General features: G+C 65.0%; 20 protein-coding genes. 8 read left to right on the forward strand and 12 right to left on the reverse strand.

What is annotated here, in order from left to right; genetic code table 11:
* Positions 1-14: 14 nt before the first annotated feature.
* The 8 genes from MSTE_RS00520 to MSTE_RS00560 form a co-directional block, all read right to left on the reverse strand.
* Positions 15-668 (reverse strand): TetR/AcrR family transcriptional regulator, encoded by a 654-nt coding sequence (locus MSTE_RS00520; protein ID WP_157997599.1) that lies wholly within the window; start codon positions 666-668, stop codon positions 15-17.
* 310 nt (positions 669-978) lie between these two features.
* Positions 979-2,265, reverse strand: coding sequence for a D-arabinono-1,4-lactone oxidase (locus MSTE_RS00530; RefSeq protein ID WP_096498334.1), 1,287 nt, complete (start codon positions 2,263-2,265; stop codon positions 979-981).
* Positions 2,262-3,449, reverse strand: coding sequence for an amino acid deaminase/aldolase (locus MSTE_RS00535; RefSeq protein WP_096498335.1), 1,188 nt, complete (start codon positions 3,447-3,449; stop codon positions 2,262-2,264). Before MSTE_RS00535 ends, MSTE_RS00530 begins: the two co-directional genes overlap by 4 nt.
* Entirely contained in the window at positions 3,449-3,937 is a 489-nt protein-coding gene (gene rraA / locus MSTE_RS00540) for a ribonuclease E activity regulator RraA (RefSeq protein WP_096498336.1), read from the reverse strand. The genes MSTE_RS00535 and rraA overlap by 1 nt, the downstream gene beginning before the upstream one ends.
* Positions 3,938-4,071: 134 nt before the next feature.
* Positions 4,072-4,701, reverse strand: a complete 630-nt coding sequence (locus MSTE_RS00545; RefSeq protein ID WP_096498337.1) for a hypothetical protein — start codon at positions 4,699-4,701, stop codon at positions 4,072-4,074.
* Positions 4,702-4,849: 148 nt separating this feature from the next.
* Positions 4,850-5,416, reverse strand: a complete 567-nt coding sequence (locus MSTE_RS00550; protein ID WP_096498338.1) for a copper resistance CopC family protein — start codon at positions 5,414-5,416, stop codon at positions 4,850-4,852.
* The gene (locus MSTE_RS00555; protein ID WP_096498339.1) at positions 5,416-6,081 is read right to left on the reverse strand and encodes a YcnI family copper-binding membrane protein; all 666 of its coding nucleotides are present in this window, start codon (positions 6,079-6,081) and stop codon (positions 5,416-5,418) included. The genes MSTE_RS00550 and MSTE_RS00555 overlap by 1 nt, the downstream gene beginning before the upstream one ends.
* Before the next feature lie 3 nt (positions 6,082-6,084).
* Positions 6,085-6,741, reverse strand: a complete 657-nt coding sequence (locus MSTE_RS00560) for a DUF6474 family protein (RefSeq protein WP_078290770.1) — start codon at positions 6,739-6,741, stop codon at positions 6,085-6,087.
* A gap of 316 nt (positions 6,742-7,057) precedes the next feature.
* On the opposite strand from MSTE_RS00560, the gene MSTE_RS00565 reads away from it, so the two are divergent.
* The 3 genes from MSTE_RS00565 (at position 7,058) to MSTE_RS00575 (ending at position 10,206) form a co-directional block, all read left to right on the forward strand.
* The gene (locus MSTE_RS00565) at positions 7,058-8,536 is read left to right on the forward strand and encodes a hypothetical protein (RefSeq protein WP_162291521.1); all 1,479 of its coding nucleotides are present in this window, start codon (positions 7,058-7,060) and stop codon (positions 8,534-8,536) included.
* Positions 8,537-8,602: 66 nt separating this feature from the next.
* Positions 8,603-9,094, forward strand: coding sequence for a M48 family metalloprotease (locus MSTE_RS00570; RefSeq protein ID WP_030096171.1), 492 nt, complete (start codon positions 8,603-8,605; stop codon positions 9,092-9,094).
* Positions 9,091-10,206 (forward strand): hypothetical protein, encoded by a 1,116-nt coding sequence (locus tag MSTE_RS00575; protein ID WP_096498340.1) that lies wholly within the window; start codon positions 9,091-9,093, stop codon positions 10,204-10,206. The genes MSTE_RS00570 and MSTE_RS00575 overlap by 4 nt, the downstream gene beginning before the upstream one ends.
* A gap of 104 nt (positions 10,207-10,310) precedes the next feature.
* Here MSTE_RS00575 and MSTE_RS00580 read toward each other — a convergent pair whose 3' ends face one another.
* The 4 genes from MSTE_RS00580 to MSTE_RS25145 form a co-directional block, all read right to left on the reverse strand.
* On the reverse strand, positions 10,311-10,709 hold the full coding sequence (locus MSTE_RS00580) for a secretion protein EspR (RefSeq protein ID WP_046252093.1): 399 nt from the start codon (positions 10,707-10,709) through the stop codon (positions 10,311-10,313).
* Between the two features lie 1,264 nt (positions 10,710-11,973).
* The gene (locus tag MSTE_RS00585; RefSeq protein ID WP_030096168.1) at positions 11,974-12,507 is read right to left on the reverse strand and encodes a hypothetical protein; all 534 of its coding nucleotides are present in this window, start codon (positions 12,505-12,507) and stop codon (positions 11,974-11,976) included.
* A gap of 167 nt (positions 12,508-12,674) precedes the next feature.
* Entirely contained in the window at positions 12,675-13,298 is a 624-nt protein-coding gene (locus MSTE_RS00590) for a superoxide dismutase (RefSeq protein WP_030096167.1), read from the reverse strand.
* A 197-nt stretch (positions 13,299-13,495) separates the two neighbouring features.
* Positions 13,496-13,651, reverse strand: coding sequence for a hypothetical protein (locus MSTE_RS25145; RefSeq protein ID WP_096498341.1), 156 nt, complete (start codon positions 13,649-13,651; stop codon positions 13,496-13,498).
* A gap of 175 nt (positions 13,652-13,826) precedes the next feature.
* Between MSTE_RS25145 and msrA the strand changes: the two genes are divergently transcribed.
* The 5 genes from msrA (at position 13,827) to MSTE_RS00620 (ending at position 18,373) form a co-directional block, all read left to right on the forward strand.
* A complete protein-coding gene (gene msrA, locus MSTE_RS00600; RefSeq protein WP_096498342.1) occupies positions 13,827-14,582 on the forward strand; it encodes a peptide-methionine (S)-S-oxide reductase MsrA in 756 nt (251 codons plus the stop codon).
* Positions 14,583-14,826: 244 nt separating this feature from the next.
* Positions 14,827-15,153, forward strand: a complete 327-nt coding sequence (locus tag MSTE_RS00605; protein WP_096498343.1) for a rhodanese-like domain-containing protein — start codon at positions 14,827-14,829, stop codon at positions 15,151-15,153.
* Between the two features lie 81 nt (positions 15,154-15,234).
* Complete coding sequence (locus tag MSTE_RS25290) at positions 15,235-16,398, forward strand: DUF4328 domain-containing protein (protein ID WP_096498344.1); 1,164 nt, start codon at positions 15,235-15,237, stop codon at positions 16,396-16,398.
* A complete protein-coding gene (locus MSTE_RS00615) occupies positions 16,373-17,242 on the forward strand; it encodes a glycerophosphodiester phosphodiesterase (protein WP_096498345.1) in 870 nt (289 codons plus the stop codon). Before MSTE_RS25290 ends, MSTE_RS00615 begins: the two co-directional genes overlap by 26 nt.
* 75 nt (positions 17,243-17,317) lie before the next feature.
* Positions 17,318-18,373, forward strand: a complete 1,056-nt coding sequence (locus tag MSTE_RS00620; protein ID WP_096505271.1) for a GGDEF domain-containing protein — start codon at positions 17,318-17,320, stop codon at positions 18,371-18,373.
* Positions 18,374-18,376 lie beyond the last annotated feature (3 nt).

The following is an 18,376-nucleotide window of genomic DNA, read 5'->3' on the forward strand; positions in this document are numbered from 1 at the left end:
CCGCCCGGGAACCGCTACTTCTGTTCGGGTGCAGCCTGATCCGTGCTTGCGGCGATCAGCATGGGAAGCATCGGCCGCATGGGCAGCAGCCGTTGGACCGCGGTCAGGAGCCGCGCGGTCCAATCGGTGGTCGATGAAGGATCTTTGATGCTGTCGAGGGCCACTCCCTGGCCCATGGCGACGCAGAGGCGGGCGAGGTCCCGCACGCTTGCCTCCGGAAGTTCGAGGTCGTCGTCGAGCTGCGCGATCACACCCGCAACGTGGTCCAGCATGGTGGTGTCGCGGGCCGCGAGTTCATCGTTCAGTGTCGAATTGCGACGGGCAACCAGGGCGAGCTCGATCTTCAGCAGGGCCCAGCCGGTGTCGCTGAGTGATTGCTCGATCCAGTCCTGAAACTTTTGAACGCGATCCTCCGAGGATCCATCGGCGAGTGTGGTGCGGTAGCTCTCCAGAACCTGTTCGGTGTGACGGTCGATGACCTCTAGCGCCAACGCCTCTTTGCTGGGAAAATTCGAGTAGACGGCGCCACGGCTGTAACCGGCTTCTTCGGCCACCTGCTCGTTCGACGTCGCGGCGAAACCCTGTTGCAGATAGAGCTGGGTCGCAGACTCCACAAGCCGGGCCTTTGTCTGAGCCTGGGCTTCAGAACGAGTCAATCGCTTGGCCACGACCACTGAGTCTATGCGGTCGTCGGCACGTGCCAGGAGAGAAGTCGCGGGTAACACCGCAGCGTATTGAGGGTGAATCCGTCATCCCGCCGTCGGCGCCCAGTTTTGGGTAAAGTATGTAACCAGATAGTCATCGTGGGCATAGGGACGGAGTGCATCGTGGGACGACACAACCGGCCCTCCGTTGTCGACGATGCACCCGCCGGTACGGACTGGAGCGCTGACCACGTCGTGGACGGCGAAGCGAGCGGGGCATCTCGCGCGGTGATCGATCCTGACCCCGCATTCTCCCCAACGCCGCCGCCCTGGTTCAGGGGCTGACCGGGCCCAGGAGCCTGTTCAGGTACGCACCGCTGAACACGCCCCCGGGATCCAGTCGGGCGCGGACTTCCTGGAAGGTCCGCCATTGCGGATACCGCTCGCTGAGCTGGGTAGCGGTCAATGTGTGCCGCTTACCCCAGTGGGGCCGGCCGCCGAGCCCGATCAGGATGGGTTCAAGGTCGTGGAAGTAGGGCTCCCAAAGACCGTGAATGGTCTGGTGCACTGCCAGGTACACACTTTCGCGGCCGTAGGCCGGGGCCAGCAGCGCATCATCGGACTGGGTGAAGCGGACCTCCAGCGGGAAGGCGACCCGATGACGGTTCTGCTCGATGGTGGACAGCACGGTCTCGATCGCATCGCGTGCATTTGTCAGCGGAAGTGAGTACTCCATCTCGGTGAACTTGACCTTGCGGGGGCTCGCGAACACCGCGGCGCTTTCATCCTGCGACTCATTCGAACCCGCGAGGTTGGCGACAAATTTGGATATGAAGGGGGCGGTCACGGGCAGGCGCCCGGCCGTCCACATCAGTGCGCCGAGTGCGCCGTTCTCTACCAGGTCGCGCTCCACCCAATGCCGTACCGGATGACTGGGCCACCGATCCTCTTGGGTGCGTGTCGACTGCAGCAGCAGAACCCGTCGCGTGTGTGGAAACAAATACAGCTCAAGGTGATCGGTTTCAGCCAGCAGTGTGGGCAGATCGGCCAGGACGGTGTCCAGGTCGTGTACCGACTGGCGCCGGTGCAGCCGGAAGGCCGGAACGCATTGCAGGGTGAGCTCGGTGACCACACCCAGTGCGCCCAATGAGATCCGTGCGGCGCGCAGCTCATCTCCGCTGTCGATCTCATGAATCGTGCCGTCGGCAGTCATGATTCGCATCGACACGATGGTCTGCGAGATGTTGCCGAATCGCAGGCCAGTCCCGTGCGTTCCGGTGGCAGCGGCCCCGGCAAGGGTCTGGACGTCGATATCGCCGAGGTTCGGCAGCGCCAGCCCGCGCCGCAGCAGCTTGCGGTTCAGCTCATGCAGGTTGATGCCGGCCTGGACCCGCACCCGGTCGTGTTCGTCTACCGAGGTCAGTTGCCGCAATTCGGAGATGTCGACCTGCACGCCGTCGGTGACGCACAGCTCGGTGAACGAATGTGATGAACCGATCGGCCTTACCGTCCGCCCGGCGGAACGCCTGAGGGCGAACGCCAGCTCGTCCTCGGATCGCGGACGCACCACAAGTCCTGGGGCGCAGGATGTTTGACCGCTCCAGTTGCGCCACTGACTCATAGGAACATCAATCCCTCGCCGCGATAAGTGGATACCGCACCCGCATGTTGGCCGTCCTCGACCAGCTGCAGTTCGGTGAAATGTTCACAGAGCTCACCGGCCTTGGCGTGCCGGAACCACACCACATCGCCGATCCGTAGTTCCCGCGCACCCCGTAGCGGGGTCTGTACCTCACCGGCGCCCTCGGACGCTTCAAAGGACAAACCCACGGGCCACGACGGCAGCGGTACACGGCTGGCGCCCGCCGGGCCGCTGGCGATGTACCCACCGCCCAGCACGGTGGCCAGCTCGGGGCTCGGCTTGCGCACCACCGGCAACGCGAACGCCGCCGCGGGATCCAGATGCAGGCTGCGATAGTTGTCGAAAAGAGCGGGAGCGAAGAAGCCCGACCCGGCCGCCAGTTCGGTGGCGAATCCCAACCCCGCGATGCGGGCCAGGCTGCCGGTGCCGCCAGAGTTCACCAGCTCCAGCGGCGGCGCCCCGGCGGCGCGAAGCCGCGCGCTCACCGCGTCCAGGATGCGGGGAAGGCGCTGGCCGAGTTCACGCAGCGAGGAGTCCTGCATTCCGCGAACAGCCAACTGATACCAGGGATTTCCGGGGACGATATCGCCCACACCGGCGATCTGCCCGTCGTAGGCCATTATCGCGGCGAGCCGCAGACCGGGCGTAGCGCACACCAAATCGGCGAGGGCGGCTGCCTGTTCAGGGGTGCGCACCGGCGATCGCTTGGGTCCCAGATGAACCGGTCCGTCGAGAGGCCGCCACCCGGCATCGATATCGAGACATACCGGGATGGGTGCATTCGTCTCGTGCGCGATGTCGGCCAGTAGACGGACATGGTCGGCGGAATCGATCAGGGGGCGAATGACGGAACGATGCCGCGCCGCAGTGGACAGGGCTCCCCGATCGACACTCGGGTAGGCGATCAACAGATCGTCGACCCCGGCGTCGGCCAGGTGCACGGCCTCAGCGGGGGTGAAGGCGAGTACCCCGCGAAAACCCGGTATCTCCAAGAATTTCCGAATCAACGCGGTGCTGCGTATGGACTTACTGGCCACCCTGATGGGTAAGCCGGAGGCGGCGGCGACCAACGACGCGGCGTTGGCCCGCGCCGCGTCCATATCGACCGCGGCCAGCGGTGCGGGTGCCCCCCGCAGCGCCGCGGCCAGCCGCCGGACAGACATCAGGCAGGAACCACGACAACGCCGTCATGGTCGGCGTAACAGATCGCACCCGGCGTGAAGTCGATACCACCGAAGCTGACGACGATATCGCGTTCCCCGGCACCGGTTTTGGTGCCCTTGCGGGGGTTGGTACCGAGAGCCTTGATTCCGATGTCCATGGTGGCCAGGGCGGCACTGTCACGCACGACCCCGTTGATCACCAGCCCCGACCAGCCGCTGTCGACGGCGATACCCGCGATGATGTCGCCCACGAGTGCGCAGTGCAGCGAGCCTCCACCGTCGATGACCAGCACACCACCTGAACCCGGTTCCGAGAGAATCGATTTCAGTAGCGCGTTGTCATGGTGGCAGCGCACCGTGGTGACGACTCCGGCGAATATCGGACGCCCACCGAACTGGGTGAGCTGAAGATCGCAGCTGGCCATGTCGATGCCCAGCTCGTCTCCCAGGTCGGCGGTCGGTTGGGGGGTGATCGGTGCGGTCGTCATGCCCCAAGCCTATTCGTCGGTCGCTACGGCTGGGTCTCCGCATCCGACCGACAGACCAGCTGGTTCTGATACCCGACCAACGGTCGGGCGGCAGGTTCGGCCGGCCTTTCTCCGACACGGCCAGGCCACGCGGATCAGTCCGATTCGACGGAGTCCTCGCGGCGACGCCGCCGACGCAACACCAACAGAACGAGAATCGCGAACGCGGCGCCGGCCGCGATCTTGAGGTTCGGTGCTTGCCGGCCTGCCTCGGGTGCGGGGCCGGGAATCGGCGGTGGAGCCGAATCGACGGTCGACTTCGCCTGCGCGGCAGTCTCCCGTGCCGCCGCCGCGAGGTCGGGCTGAGCCGGTTCGGGTGCGGATGCAGGCTTGGGCGTCTCCGGTTTGGGAGCTTCGACGACCGGCTCGGGTGCGGGCTCAGGCTTGAGCTCCGGTTCAGGCGCGGGTGCGGGCTTCGGTGCTGGTGGTGCGGCAGGCTTGGGGGCCTCGGACGCCGGTGCCTCGGCGGGCTTCGCTTGCTTGACGGGCTTCGGCGCGGCCGGCGGCTTCGGGGCCGGGGCAGCACTGGACCCGGTTTCGGCCTTGGGCCCCGACTTCGGCGGCGCCGTCGAGCCGGCGGGCCGTTTGGCAGGCGCGCGTTTGGCCGCTGGGCGCTTCGCCGCCTTCGCGGGGCGGGCCGGGGCCGCGGGCTTGGGTGCCTCGCCGCCAGCGGGCGTCTCCGGTGTCTGGTTGGGCTCGTTAGCCGAATTGTCCTGGTCCGCCATGCGCCTGCTCCTTCGCAAGTTTCGGTCGTCCTGGGTGTTCGTGGCGCGCTCGCGGCCACGATGGGCGGCTCACACCCGAATCTCTGCCGCCCCGCCGTTGTCCATCATGCCGTCACACCGGAAAAAGGCCAGTCGCCCCCCTAACGGTCTACGACTGACGGCGTTGAGTCCAGATGAGTGCCGCACCCACAGAGACCACCACAGCCACCACAAACGGCCACATAGGAAGGTCACCGTCGGTCGGATTCGCCGAAGGCGCGGGAGCCGAGGAACTCGTGCCCGACGGCTGCTGCGACACCGCCGGCGCGCCTGCGGAGGCCGGTGCACCCGAGCCGGTGACGGTGAACTGCCAGGATCCGTCGACCGGGTGGCCATCCTCGGAGATCACCCGAAAGTTCACCGCGTACTTCCCGGCGGGCGCCCCGGGCTTCACCCCGACCGAGATCGTCGCGCCGGACACCAGCGGATCGCCCGCCTGCCACTGATCGGTCTTGGCATCCGGACCGATGATCGTCATCGCGGAAAAGCGCTTCTGCAACGGCTCGTTGAAGGTGGCGCTGACCTGGGCGGGAGGCCCGGATAGCACGGCATTCTCGGCCGGATCGGAAGACACCTTCACGGCGTGCGCCGCGGCTACACCCGGCAACGCCAGGCTCAACGCCAATACGACAAAGGCGGACAAGAACACGGATACGGACTTGCGTAGAACAGACATCACTGTTGCCTCCGTCGATTTGTCACCGCTAGCACGAGCGCGACGGCACCGAGGATCAGACCGATCCCGCCGAACCAGCGGGCCGTCTTGTCCGGATGCGCCGCACTCTGCCCGGAATCATGGGCTGCGGACACCTGCGGTGCGTGCGCCGAGTGTCCGTCGTGGTCGGCCTTGCTCTGGGTCAGGTCGAGGGTGGGTGCGGGATGCTCCGGCTCGGCACCGCCTGGCTGAGCCTGCTGATCCCACCGGACGACCTGACCGTCGGCGTAGCTCTGCGTGGCCGGGAAGGCCACCGACTCGGTCTCGGGGAGCTTGACGCGCACCCGGAACAAGGCGAACTGGTCGGGCCCGATGCCGTTGCCCGGGACCGCCTTCCAGGTCACCGCCCTGACTGTGCCCTTAGCGGCGTCTCGATCCACGGTGCTGGTCCAGCCGGGCAGCAGTTCGGTGCTCGCCGAGCCCACGTCCGACAGCTGAACGGTCAGCTCGGTGGTCAGCGCCATGCTCTGGGACTCGTTGGGAACCGAGAACTCCAGCGTTGCGTAGCCACCTCGAGCAGTGTTGTCCGCGGTCACGCGCACGTGAGCGGAGGCCGGAATGGCAAGGGCCAGCAGCGCGACGGCTGCCGCGGCCGACGCCGTCATCACGCGGGGGAAAACGCGCATCGGTTACCTCACTCCGAGTCGGGCAAGTAGGTCGGCGTCGATACCGTCGAGCTCACGGGCGATCGCGGCATGGGCCGCGCGCCGCCGGGTCGGCGGCATGTGCTCGGAAGCTCCGACGGCGGTACCGAGCTCCTCCAGCCGGGCACGGACGGCGGAGGTGAACTTCTTGGTCTCCGCGTCCTTGGGCGCCCGGTCGAGCACGGCCTGGAGGGACTGCTCGGCGCCGGCGATACGAGCCGACAACTCGGCGCCGAACCCCGAGTACTGGCCGAGCTCCGCCAGCGGAATGCCGAGGCGATCGGCGCGGCGTTGATCCAACACCCCACGGACCGCGATGGCCCCCTTGTACAACACCGGTAACAGCACCGGTGCCAGCAGCCGCACCACCGTCAGCGTGCGCTTGATCCGGGTGGGTGAGAGCAACTTGCCCTCACGCACTGCCCTGAGCTGGTCCTGGGCGATCTGCCGCTGAGCCTTCAACGTCGCCAGCTCTGTCTTGCGCGAGTCACGCCGGGCGGCGGATTCCGAGCGCGCTTGCATGAGCATCCGTCGCCGGTCGTTACGCGCCGCCAATCGGGCTTCGAGCTTGGCTTTCGCCTTCAGAGCCCGAGCCTCGGCGCGTTTTGTCGAGCGGCTCTTTCGGCTGGTGAGAAAACCCATCCCAGCGGCCTCCGTTCATCGCGTTGCGAGTGTGGCGCTAACCCTAGCGCGCCGAGCTGCGCCGGCCCCCTGCGGATAGGGCGGCGTATTGAGGTGGTCGCGCCGCGTGCTGCAAAGGTTCCTCGCGGCACCCAGCGAAGTCCAGGTGGCGATCATTTGGGCGGCTCATGGGGAACATGAGGTGAAAGGGCCCACAATTCGTCACAGATATTTGACCTGCGAGCAAATGACCGGCATGCTGTTCGCCGTGGGGCGACATCGTGCAAAACCGAGCGGGCGGAGCCAGCAGCTGAAGCGTGCCTCGGCACGCGCTGCTGTGGTGACGGTGCTCAGCTCGGGGACGCTCATGGGGGGCTTCGGCGTATTCGCCATATCTACGCCGGCCGCGGATGCGAAACCCGGCGGTGGTTCAGGTGGCGACAACGATCACGATCACGGCTTGGGTGGCGCAATCCACAAGATCACCGGTGGCCTGCTCGGCGGAGGATCCGGTGGAGGCGGTGGGCCGGGCAGCGGCGGCACTCGCAGCGCGCCTTCGTCGCCGAGCTTCGGTAAAAGCCTGCACGGTGGCGCTGGATCGGAAAGCGCCGCGGGCAGCAGCGGTAGCGGAGATTCGGCCAAGGGTGACAAGGACAAAGACAAGGGGCCCGGAGCGAACGTTCCGAAGCCGGGGTCTGCGGGCTCCAGTGGTAACTCCTCAGACCATGCCTCCGGTAACTCCGGCTCGAGCACTATCGGTGGCGCCGGTTCCAGCACCAACGGTTCCGGTTCGAGCACCAGCACTTCCGGTACCACCGGTGGCACTTCGGGTGTGGGAATCGGCGGGGGCGCCGGGATAACGCTGCCGCATTCTGGTGGCGCTGCGGGTGTTCACACCCCGAACGCAGAGGCTCCGTCGGCCGAAAGCCCTAGTGGCACAACACCTCACGCCGAAGAGTCTCCGACTTTGAAGGGTGCCTTGGGCTCCGTCGCAGGTGCGATGGCCCCCAAGACGCAGACCGCCACGACGCCCAAGGCCGATACCGCGACCTCGCCCCACAATGCGACGGCACCGGGCGCGACCGCTGACACACCGGCTCCCGGCACTACCCACACCGAGCACGAGGCATCGGCCGAGGAGCCCAAGGTTCCCGGCGTCACCCTCAACGTGGGTGGGCGCACCATCATCATCTGGAAGAAGAAGTCGAGCACCTCGACGCACACGCCAGGCGCCGGCGGCGGATCGACCCACGAGCACGAAACCGACGATCACGATCACGTGATCACCCTGCCGGGGCTTCCCAGTATCGGCGGCGTCCCGAACCCGGCCACCCCACCGTCCGGTGGTGCGGCCGGAACCCGGACCCCGGGCGGCAATCCGGGTATCCACACCGGGCCGATCGCCCCGCCCACCGTGCCCACGCCCAAGGCTCCCGCGGTCGCCATCGCAACACCGCCCGCACCTCCTGCCATCGCCCCCCTAGCGCCGGTCGTAGCTCCAGCACCTCCGGTCGTCACCATCAAGCAGGCCGAAGGAGGCCGCGGTGGTGACGCCATCGTGACCGCCGGCGGGACCAAGCAACCCGAGGCAGTCACCAAACCGATCGAGCAGTTCGTCGCGGCCGAGACCATCGCGCCACGTACCGGTTACGGCGACTATCTGCGACTGACGAAGACCTCCGAGATTGCCGCGGTGGCCATTCCCGGTGCCGTGGGCATCGCGATGATGACCTTCGTGGGTGGCGCCATCGGATACCGGCAAGCCAAGGCCGGGCATACCGTGCGTGCCTCCGCTGCCGCCCGCTTCCTGGAGTAGGGGAGAATCGATACAGCACCCCGTCAGGGGTCTGTCCGGGAAGGCACACGGTGAGGGGAGACACACATGGGTGCAGGCCGTCGTGTGACCGACGCCGTCAGTGCTGTGCTCGACCTCGCTCCGCGCAAGGGTGAGGTGACATTGACGGCCCTCGTCGAGGCAGTTGGTCGCGATCGGGACCGGTCCATCGAGATCATCTCGGCTGATCTGCCGCCCGGAGTATGCGGCCAATGGCGCCAGTACGAGAACGAAGACATCTTCATCATCCAGCGTGGCCTGCCCACCTGGGACCGGACCCTGGCCCATGAACTGGGGCATGTGGTGTTGCGGCACGAGGGTATCTCGGTGGTTGAAATGGCCAGGGACGAAGCCGAATTCGCCAGCGATGACCTCATCGCGTACATGCTTTCCCAGCGCACCGGCTGCATGGGGGCGGCCGGGATGGAGGCCGAACAAGAGGCCGAGGACTTCGCGGCGCTGCTGCTGTACCGCCTTGGCCGGCTGCCATCTGATCGTGCATCCATTGTTCAGGTGAGGCTCGGGGAGGCCTTTGGGTGATCGCCTGGGTGATTGCCGGGCTGCTGGGAATGGCGACGGGTTTACGCATCGGGTGGGTGCTCGTCCACAAACAATCCCCGGTGAGCACCGGCATGATTGTTGCGTTGGGGAGCTTGGCGCTTGTATCGGCGCTGAACTGGGAACCGCTGACGATTCTCGTGGACAGCTCGCTGGGCTGGCCGAACATTTCGGTGGCTGTGAGCCAGGCCGCGCTGACGGCCTGCGCGGCGGGCAGCTGCGTGATGATCACCAGCATGTCCGCCAACCGCACGGCGGCGGACAACAGGCGATGGGCGCGTTGGCAGTATCTGGCCGCGGCCGTGATCGCCGGCGCCAGCCTTGCCGTGTTCTTCTCCCGGGGTCCGCAGCCCGAGATGACACCGCGCGAGTTTCTCAAGCGCGACCTTGGCGGATTCGCCTCTGGCACAGCCTGGCTCATCCCGATGCTGTATATCGCTGTGGCTCTCTCGGTGGTGCTATGGGCAGGGATGGCTTACTCGAATCGCAGCCGCCGCGGTCGAGCCCTATTCCTTTTCACCGTCGGAATCAGCCTGCTGGTACTGGCCGTCTTGGTGGTGGCCGGTGTCGCCGTGGCCAATTCGGAGTACGTGACGATCGGGACCGCGGCGACGTTGATCGGTTGTGCGATGGCGATGGTGGCAGTGGGATCGCTATTGCCGACCTTCGAGACTTGGCTGGTCGCTCGACGAGAGATGTTCGTATTGGCTCCGTTGTACAACGACCTCAAGAAGCGTCAGCCGGATGCGGCGATCGGAGTGCGTCCGCGTGGACCGCTGGCCTTCCAGGTGGCAGACCGCATGGCCTACATCTCCGATGCGCTCTTTCTGGAGGCGATGCATGCCCAGGGGCTAGACCCTGAATCGGAGGGTGAGGGCGATATCGAGCTCGGAGCGGAACCGGTGAGGCTCGACGTACCACCGGACGCGCAGGCCCACGCGGTGGTGAAATGGGTTCTTACCGAGGGTGATCCGCAAGAAAACTTCCCGGGCCCGGAATGGCTGCACCAGCCTGACGGATACTCCGATCGCGAATGGATTCTCGCGATCGCCACCGAGTACCGCAGGCTGGTGCGTGCCGAACGTCGTTCTTAAGTTGTAGGTCGCCGTCCCTCCGTGCGTACGCCGCCGGCTCGATGAGCGGTGAACGCCAAACTGACCGGTCCTTCCCCGAGTGGACCGGCCAGGCGAGAAGCGGACTAGCTGTCGAGACCCTCTTGGCGACGGTATTCGTCGACGGCCTGCGTGATGCGGTCCTGTGCCTCGACGGACAGCCCCACGGTGCGGGCTGCGATTCGACGGACACCCTCATCGCGCATGTTGGCGAGCCAGGTCAGTTCCTGGTCGAGCTTCTCGTAGTACTCATCGTCGGTGAAGTACGCCGGCTTGATCCGGAAGAAGTTCGCGAGTGCCTTCATGGTCGCCGACGAAGGGTTGGTGCGGTTACCCGATCGCAGCTGCGACAGGTACGGCGCGGACATCGTGATGCCCTCGGAACGCAGGGCCGCGATCACCTCGGCAGAGGTGTGGGGGCCGCGCCCGGGCGGATACACGGTGTCGAACAACCGATTCAGACGTGCGGTGAACGTGGTGCTCATCGAGCCTTACCTCCACAAACAGATAAAGTTGCTAATTCGGGGGACGTATTTGCTGCCCATCGTAACCTTAATTTTGCCTGGAGCCAAGCGCAACCATCAAGTTCGCCCACGATGGACATAGTGTTCGGTTATCCAAACCCGCTAGCTCAGGCACATCCGTGCAGCGTCCAATATTCGGGACGATCTGGGAATCTTCGTTCTCAGGCAAATGATTGATGAATCCCCAGGGCGATGACTCGGAGACTCCGTCGCGGGCTGTGCGGGGATGCGGCATTCGTTTCCTAAGCCGGCCGGACATAGGGCCCGGCTGTATAACCTGTTTCGTTGCTACTGACACCGACACCGCGCTTTCTCGGCGCATGCCTCGCTGACCTGGCCCGATGTCATGTCCGTGACGATAACGGCAGCTTGCGATTATGGTGTGAATCGCCGCGCAGTCGTAACGTTTAAATACTGGAACATCGACCGCAAGTGTGGTCGTCAGCAGGGCATCCCCTCTGACCAGCGGTAAATCCACGACAATGCACTGTGAGCAAGATCACAGCAACCTGGGGCCACGGGTGGCCGTCACTGCCGCGGGATGCAACCCGTCGGCGCCGTCTCGGATACTTCGGAACCGGGCTCGCGGTGACTGCCGCCGCGTTCGGCGCGAGCAGATGTGACGGAAGAGTCCGGCGTGGCGAAGTGCCCTGCGCGATCGTGACCGTGCTAGCGCACACCCCGCCCCTCGGAGAGCCGCACCGCGCGTCGTTGAACCGATGGTCGCTGGGGAGGGTGGCCGCGGCCTGCGTCATGGACGCCGGGTCTGACTGTGAGGAATGAGGAAATGGTCGCCAGGACGAGGAACGAAGTCGTGTGGGTGGTCGCTGGTTCGCCGTCGTCGTTTGCGCCGTTCTCGCACACCGCGGCCGATTCACGAAGCCGGGAGCGCCGAACGCGCAGTGGCAGGCGGGGCGCCCGGCGTCCGTGCCCCCGCGGACGTGGCTGACGGCCACGTAGAGGCCATGAACTCCTGCCGGACATCTTCCCCCTGCCGTAACACCACCGACCACTCGCAGCGCGGCGCACATCTCATCGGCCGCGCGGGTCGTGAGTACTACTTCGCGACCGTCGCGCGGAGGCCGATCGAATGCCGTCGGGCCTTCGGCCATCCTCTGGTGACCCGGGGCAGCCTGATCTGCAAAACTCCAGCAGGCGAGTGTATTTCGACCGGATCGAGCTGCTTCGTCGAGTCTTTCCGGGAGGTCGAGTCGCCCGAATTCCCTTATGCGGCAAGCAGCATTGCCAACACGGCCGTGTCGGGGTCACTGATGGGATCGATACCCACCCGGCTCACCACCGATGTCACCGTGCCATCCGACTCGGCCTCGACCCAGGCGGCGCGGTGCTCCAGCCCCAGGTGCGGCAATCCCGGAAGAAGAAGGCAACCAGAGGCCGCGCCAAGACATTCGGGCAGCGTCGGGTTGGTTTCAGACGGTGGATGGAGCATCAGCAACGCGGGCGGTTGATGTTCCGCAAAACGCCCGGGTGTGACGGCAGACTCTCCAAGAACCGTTCCTTCGGCGATGACCAATCCGACCATGCCAGGCGCAGGATCGTCGGGTAGATCTTCGCGCGCGCCAAAAATCGTTGTGGTGGAGAGTAATCCGGGCAGCGTGGCGATGCGCACGGTAACGATCAGCAGCTGCATCCATTCCTTGGTGGAATCGGGCCAACGGCCGCACACCACAAACCCTCTGAGTGATCCGCCCGCATGGAAGGGCGCGATCTCGATCGGCTGATCGGAACTGGTTGCCATATCTGCCACGCTCGCAATCACTCTGACATCACAATCCACATTGCGCGACGCTGCTCATTCCAGAGTTACCATGCGCGGAGTCGGCCCGCAATCGCTAGCGGACACGCCGGAAACACACTTGGGCCCCGGATTCGTAACGAACCCGGGGCCCAAGCGAAACAGCGAGATCAGCCGAAGATCAGACCCGACGTCTTTGTGGTGGCCGCGGTGTAGCGGTCCTGCACGTCGGCCCAGTTGACCACGTTCCAGAACGCCTTGACGTAATCCGCCTTGACGTTCTTGTACTGCAGGTAGAAGGCGTGCTCCCACATGTCGACCTGCAGCAGCGGGATGATGCCCAGCGGGACATTGGCCTGCTGGTCGTACAGCTGGAAGGTCAGCAGCTTCTGCCCCAGGCTGTCGTAACCGAGTACGGCCCAGCCCGAACCCTGCAGGCCGTTGGCGGCGGCGGTGAACTGCGCCTGGAACTTGTCGAACGAGCCGAACTGGTCGTCGATGGCGGCGGCCAGATCGCCGGTGGGCTTGTCGCCGCCGTTGGGCGACAGGTTCTTCCACCAGATGGAGTGGTTCACGTGGCCACCGAGGTGGAAGGCCAGGTTCTTCTCGTTGAGGAAGATCGCGGCGTGGTCGCCCTTTTCGCGAGCCTCTTCCAACTTGGCGACAGCGGAATTGACACCCGCGACGTAGGCCGCGTGGTGCTTACTGTGATGCAGCTCGTTGATCTGTCCCGAGATGTGGGGCTCCAGCGCTCCGTAGTCGTAGTCCAAATCGGGCAGTGTGTACTCAGCCACGAGATTCCTTTCGGCTTGCTTCGTATCCGCGTGTGTGCAGATCCATTCAATGAGAAGACACGGCCAAACCGGTTTCACCGGATGCGCCAGCCTACCGATTCAACCCTGCTCTATTGCGCAACGCGTCGCAAGGACGCACGCATCCTCAATTGGTTACCCAATGTTGGCCGGATGAAACCGGTCGTGGAGTTCCCCGGCTAGACCAGGATGAGAATCGCGAGGCCGGCCGCGAGGATGACGGCGATGACTAGCGCGCGAAATGCCGCGACGCGATAGGACGTGTTGTAGCAGCGAGGGGTCAGCTGCCAGCCGGAAGCGGACATCGATTCGTGTCCTGCCGACTGTGCCGTCATCGCTGCCCTCCTGCTCACATTGCAACTACCGTCACGGTGAGATGAGTCACATCACCTCGCGTGTGACGGTCATCATAGCTCCAAATCGCGATGCGCGAAAATTCACCCTGCGTGTACCTGGAAACCGCAGCTAGACCAGCAAATTAGTGGGGTGGCACGGCGTACCATTGAGCCCATGGCTTCTTGGGTAGATAACGTTCGCGATCAGATCCTGGGACGGCTCGAGGAAGGGCTCGCACCGGGAAAGTCGGCAATCGTCGAAGAGGGTTCGGCTCTGCCGGGGCGTGCCACCCCGATTCGGGTGTCCGGCGTCCATTTCGTCAACGGGCATGCGATCGTGCCGCCCTTCCCCGAGGGGCTGGACACCGCGGTTTTCGGAGAGGGCTGCTTCTGGGGTGCCGAGCGTGGCTTCTGGAACCTGCCGGGTGTCTATTCGACGGCGGTCGGCTACGCCGGGGGCTACACGCCCAATCCGACCTACGAAGAGGTGTGCTCGGGGCGGACCGGTCACTCCGAGGTCGTGCTGGTGGTGTTCGACCCCCGCGAGGTGACCTACGAACAGCTGTTGGTGCAGTTCTGGGAGAGTCACGACCCGACTCAGGGCATGCGGCAAGGCAATGATCGCGGCACGCAATACCGTTCGGTCGTCTACACGACCGGTGAGAGCCAGGCGGCCCAGGCCGCCGAGAGTGCCGAGCGGTATGGGGCGGCCCTTGCTGAGGCCGGGTATGGCGCTGTCACCACGGAGATTGCTCCGTTGGACGGGCCGATCGGGGATTCCAAGGCCGCTTCTCGGACCTTCTTCTATGCGGAGGAGTATCACCAGCAGTACCTGGCGAAGAACCCGAACGGATACTGCGGCCTGGGTGGGACATCGGTGTCCTGCCCCATCGGACTGGATGTGCCGCCCGGCGGTGCAGAGCAGGCGTGAGCTATCCCACCGCAGCGACCATGAATTCGCTAACTATGCACAGGCAGTGCTACGGTTCCCCGTCGCCGGCCCTGCTGAGCGCCGCTACGAAGTCCTGGCCAGCGCAAATGCAAATGAGCAGCATGTGGTTTGTGGATCAACCTGTGGATACTGTGGATAAGCCGACATTGCTGTGGCGTGCGTCACACTGTGAAAAGTTGCAGGCGCGGCAGGTGTCATACCGATCGAGCGACAGGAATGGACGATGAGCTTCCCCTCGGGTGATGAGGTTCCACAGGTCGGCGTCGGCGAGATCTCGGCCGCACTGGATCTTGGTGTCAAGTTGCTTGACGTCCGCGAAGACGATGAGTGGGCGGCGGGGCATATCGACGGCGCGCAACATATACCGCTCGGTGATGTGCCCTCCCGTATGGACGAGCTGGATCCGGATGCTCCGCTATGGGTGATCTGCCACGCGGGCGGGCGATCTCAGCGCGCGGCCGCCTATCTGAACCGCAACGGATTCGATGTCAGCAACGTCTCTGGCGGCATGTTGGCCTGGGTACAGGCAGGTAAACCCACAATCAGCTGAGCTCCTGGCGACCAACCGTGCGGGTTGGTGTCCGTGCCCCACTCGCTGCCGATTGCCCCCTCAGGCCGTTACGCTGGACGAATGATCCAGGTGTGCTCCCGCTGCGGTACCCAGTGGAACGTGCGTGAGCAGCGTCGATACTGGTGCCCGCGGTGCCGGGGCACGCTACTTGAGCCGGGCATGACCGCCCCGGCGCGGCATGCCGCGCCCGTGTCACGTCCGCCCGCTGCTGCGCAGCCATCGGGTGGCAAGTATTGGGTTCCGCCCACCGCGCAGGGGCCCGTGGCAACAACCGCCGGGCGCCCGCCGGCTCGTCCGACGCGGCTGCCCGCGGGATATCGATGGATTGCCGTGCGCCCCGGCTCGCCCCCGAGCGCGGCCCGCCGTCGCCGTCCGCTCGGGCCGACGCCGCGCTACGCGTACATCCCCCGCTGGGGTCTGGTCGACCACATCGAACCGGCTGGATCCTCACGCCAAGGGATAGCCGGGGGCCGTGTCCCCAGCCGGGTGCTCGAAAGGCTCCTGCTCGCCACAATCATCACCCTGGCAATCGTTTCGTGTGCCCATTTTCTTCGATATGCGTTGATGGTTTACAACCGCGGAGCCCTCATCCCCAGGTTCGTCGCCAGTACCTCGAACGGGCTAGTGCTCTTCAGCGTGGCGCTCGCCTTCGCGGTGATGGTGGCGACCGCGTGGTTCCTCACCGAGTGGATGATCGCGCGTCGTGCCGAAACATACCGGGACCTGGGATTTGAGGATCCGCGGGCGCGCTGGGAGATCCGCGTGGGGTGTCTGCTGCCGATCGTGAACATCGTCGGCGTACCCCTGCTGCTTCTGGAGCTCGCCAAGATCGAGAACCGCTGGTATCGGCAGTACCGAAACATCGTGTGGTGGTCGATTCTGTGGGGTGCGACCTGGCTGCTGGTGCTGGTGACCTGGGTGGCCCGTGATTCGGTCACTGTGCAGGGAGTAGCGGACAATGCGCTGTTCACCGCCATCGACTACGCGATCGCGGCGGTAGCGGTCTGGTCGCTTCGGCGTGTGTATGACGGTTTCACCGCGCCGGAAGGACATCACCGGGCAGTGCGCTGGCTGGCGGTGGAATCGCCGCAAGGTCCGGTGCCGATCGACGCCGATCTACCCGATGTTCCGGCGACACGCGAGGACAATTCCGGCGCTGCGGTTGAACGTACGGGGCAGGAACCGGCAGCATTGGAGCGTGACCGAGTCGCCGGAGCCTGGTGATGGGGAGGACCCGCAGCTCGTGCAAGGAGCCGACGAGATAGACGGCAGGGCCGAGCGTCACCCGTTCGTCGTCGCGCACCGGGGTGCGTCGGCGGATAGGCCCGAGCACACTCTTGCCGCATATGAGCTCGCCCTCGAAGAGGGCGCTGACGGGGTGGAATGCGATGTCCGCCTCACTCGTGACGGACAACTGGTCTGCGTCCACGACCGCAGGGTGGATCGCACGTCCAACGGGACCGGATTGGTCAGCGAGATGACGCTGAGCCAGCTGCGCGCGTTGGACTTCGGAGGATGGCACCCCGGCGGAGCGGAGGCCGGACCGAGCACCGGGCTGCTGACTCTTGAGGAGCTGGTCTCGCTGGTGCTCGACTGGAACCGCCCGGTGAAACTGTTCATCGAAACCAAACATCCGGTCCGCTATGGATCGTTGGTGGAAAACAAGGTGCTGGCGTTGTTGCATCGGTTCGGCATCGCCGCACCGGCGTCAGCGGATATGTCGCGGGCAGTCGTCATGTCGTTCTCTGCTGCGGCGGTATGGCGTATCCGTCGCGCGGCGCCCATGCTGCCGACCGTGCTCTTGGGCGAGACGTCGCGATATCTGGGAGGTAGTGCCGCCACCACGGTGGGAGCCACCGCGGTGGGGCCCTCCATTGCGACCCTGCGCGAGCATCCGGAATTGGTCGACCGGGCTGCGGCGCAGGGGCGAGCGACTTACTGCTGGACCGTCGACCATTACGAAGACGTCGAATTCTGCCGGAGCATAGGTGTCGCCTGGATAGCCACCAACCATCCCGGCCGCACCAAAGCGTGGTTGCAGCGGGGTCTCACCGGCACCGCGCTGTAATTGAATTTCTGTCATTAACCCCTATTTGCTGCGTGGGTCAGGCCCATAATCACGCGTGTGGCTGGTGACACGTCGTTGACATACGGGGAGGAGTACAGACTCGCCACGCGCGCGTTGCGAGTCAGTCGCAACCTGGTTCCTCTCAAGATCGCTATCGGATTGCTGTGCATGTCGATCGTGATCTTCGGGGTACTCATTCAGCTTCATCCGATGGGGCCGCACGGTGTGCTGCCGAGAGTCATTCACGGCGTATTGGTGGCTTCCTCCATGGTGGTGGGGGTGTGCTGGATCGTGCTGCCCTGGCCTAAACGCCGCACCGCGATCGCCTTCGTATGTTGGGCGGACGTCTCCCTGGTCATCGGGGCGTGCATGCTTTCGGCGCCCGCGTCCCGGCTGGGGGCGATTTCACATATGGGTCTGGTGGGTGTGTTCGCAGCGTTCTTGCTCGGCTGGCGGGTGCTGGCCGCCCACTGTGTCTTCGCGACCACGGCAATTTGTGCCATCACGGTGTGGAATGTCCATCTCGGCGAGGCCACACTTTTCGAGCAGTACGTCTACCACGCGCCCGTCATCTCGTCGGTGGTGTTGTTACCTCTCATCATCCAGGCGGTGATCGAGGGTGGAAGGAGATCGCTGACGGCGGTCTCCATTGCGGCACAACAGGATCCGCTTACCGGATTGTTGAACCGCCGTGGCGTGCAACTGGCGTTGAGCTCACTGTTGTACGGGCAGCGCGCCCCGCGAATCGTCGCTGTCGTTTTGGTGGACGTGGATCATCTCAAAGAAATCAACGACACGTTGGGGCACGAGGCCGGCGATGAAGCCATCAAGGACGTCGCGCAGGTACTCACCGCTACCGCCCGGGCCAGCGATATCACGGCCCGGGTGGGCGGCGATGAGTTCATGATCGTGGCGTTTCATGATCGGGCAGAGGAAGCAGTTGCGTTTATCGAACGGGTCGGCACGCCGCGAGCGGGTATCGGGCCGCACGGTGCCACCGTCAGCGTTGGATCAGCCTGGCAATCGACGGGCGATGTCGGCTTTGATTTCGAGTCTCTGCGCAGAACCGCAGATGAGGTGCTCTATCGCGTCAAGCGCGCTCGCGATTCGAATCTCAGTGCCGCGTCCTAGCTC

It is taken from the genome of [Mycobacterium] stephanolepidis (genome assembly GCF_002356335.1).
GTDB lineage: Bacteria > Actinomycetota > Actinomycetes > Mycobacteriales > Mycobacteriaceae > Mycobacterium > Mycobacterium stephanolepidis.

Bases quoted from the DNA above. Each gene is read 5' to 3' on its own strand.
- MSTE_RS00530 (WP_096498334.1), bottom strand. From the start codon at position 2,265: ATGAGTCAGTGGCGCAACTGGAGCGGTCAAACATCCTGCGCCCCAGGA.
- MSTE_RS00535 (WP_096498335.1), bottom strand. From the start codon at position 3,449: ATGTCTGTCCGGCGGCTGGCCGCGGCGCTGCGGGGGGCACCCGCACCG.
- rraA (WP_096498336.1), bottom strand. From the start codon at position 3,937: ATGACGACCGCACCGATCACCCCCCAACCGACCGCCGACCTGGGAGAC.
- MSTE_RS00545 (WP_096498337.1), bottom strand. From the start codon at position 4,701: ATGGCGGACCAGGACAATTCGGCTAACGAGCCCAACCAGACACCGGAG.
- MSTE_RS00550 (WP_096498338.1), bottom strand. From the start codon at position 5,416: ATGTCTGTTCTACGCAAGTCCGTATCCGTGTTCTTGTCCGCCTTTGTC.
- MSTE_RS00555 (WP_096498339.1), bottom strand. From the start codon at position 6,081: ATGCGCGTTTTCCCCCGCGTGATGACGGCGTCGGCCGCGGCAGCCGTC.
- MSTE_RS00560 (WP_078290770.1), bottom strand. From the start codon at position 6,741: ATGGGTTTTCTCACCAGCCGAAAGAGCCGCTCGACAAAACGCGCCGAG.
- MSTE_RS00570 (WP_030096171.1), top strand. From the start codon at position 8,603: ATGGGTGCAGGCCGTCGTGTGACCGACGCCGTCAGTGCTGTGCTCGAC.
- MSTE_RS00580 (WP_046252093.1), bottom strand. From the start codon at position 10,709: ATGAGCACCACGTTCACCGCACGTCTGAATCGGTTGTTCGACACCGTG.
- MSTE_RS00585 (WP_030096168.1), bottom strand. From the start codon at position 12,507: ATGGCAACCAGTTCCGATCAGCCGATCGAGATCGCGCCCTTCCATGCG.
- MSTE_RS25145 (WP_096498341.1), bottom strand. From the start codon at position 13,651: ATGACGGCACAGTCGGCAGGACACGAATCGATGTCCGCTTCCGGCTGG.
- msrA (WP_096498342.1), top strand. From the start codon at position 13,827: ATGGCTTCTTGGGTAGATAACGTTCGCGATCAGATCCTGGGACGGCTC.
- MSTE_RS00605 (WP_096498343.1), top strand. From the start codon at position 14,827: ATGAGCTTCCCCTCGGGTGATGAGGTTCCACAGGTCGGCGTCGGCGAG.
- MSTE_RS25290 (WP_096498344.1), top strand. From the start codon at position 15,235: ATGATCCAGGTGTGCTCCCGCTGCGGTACCCAGTGGAACGTGCGTGAG.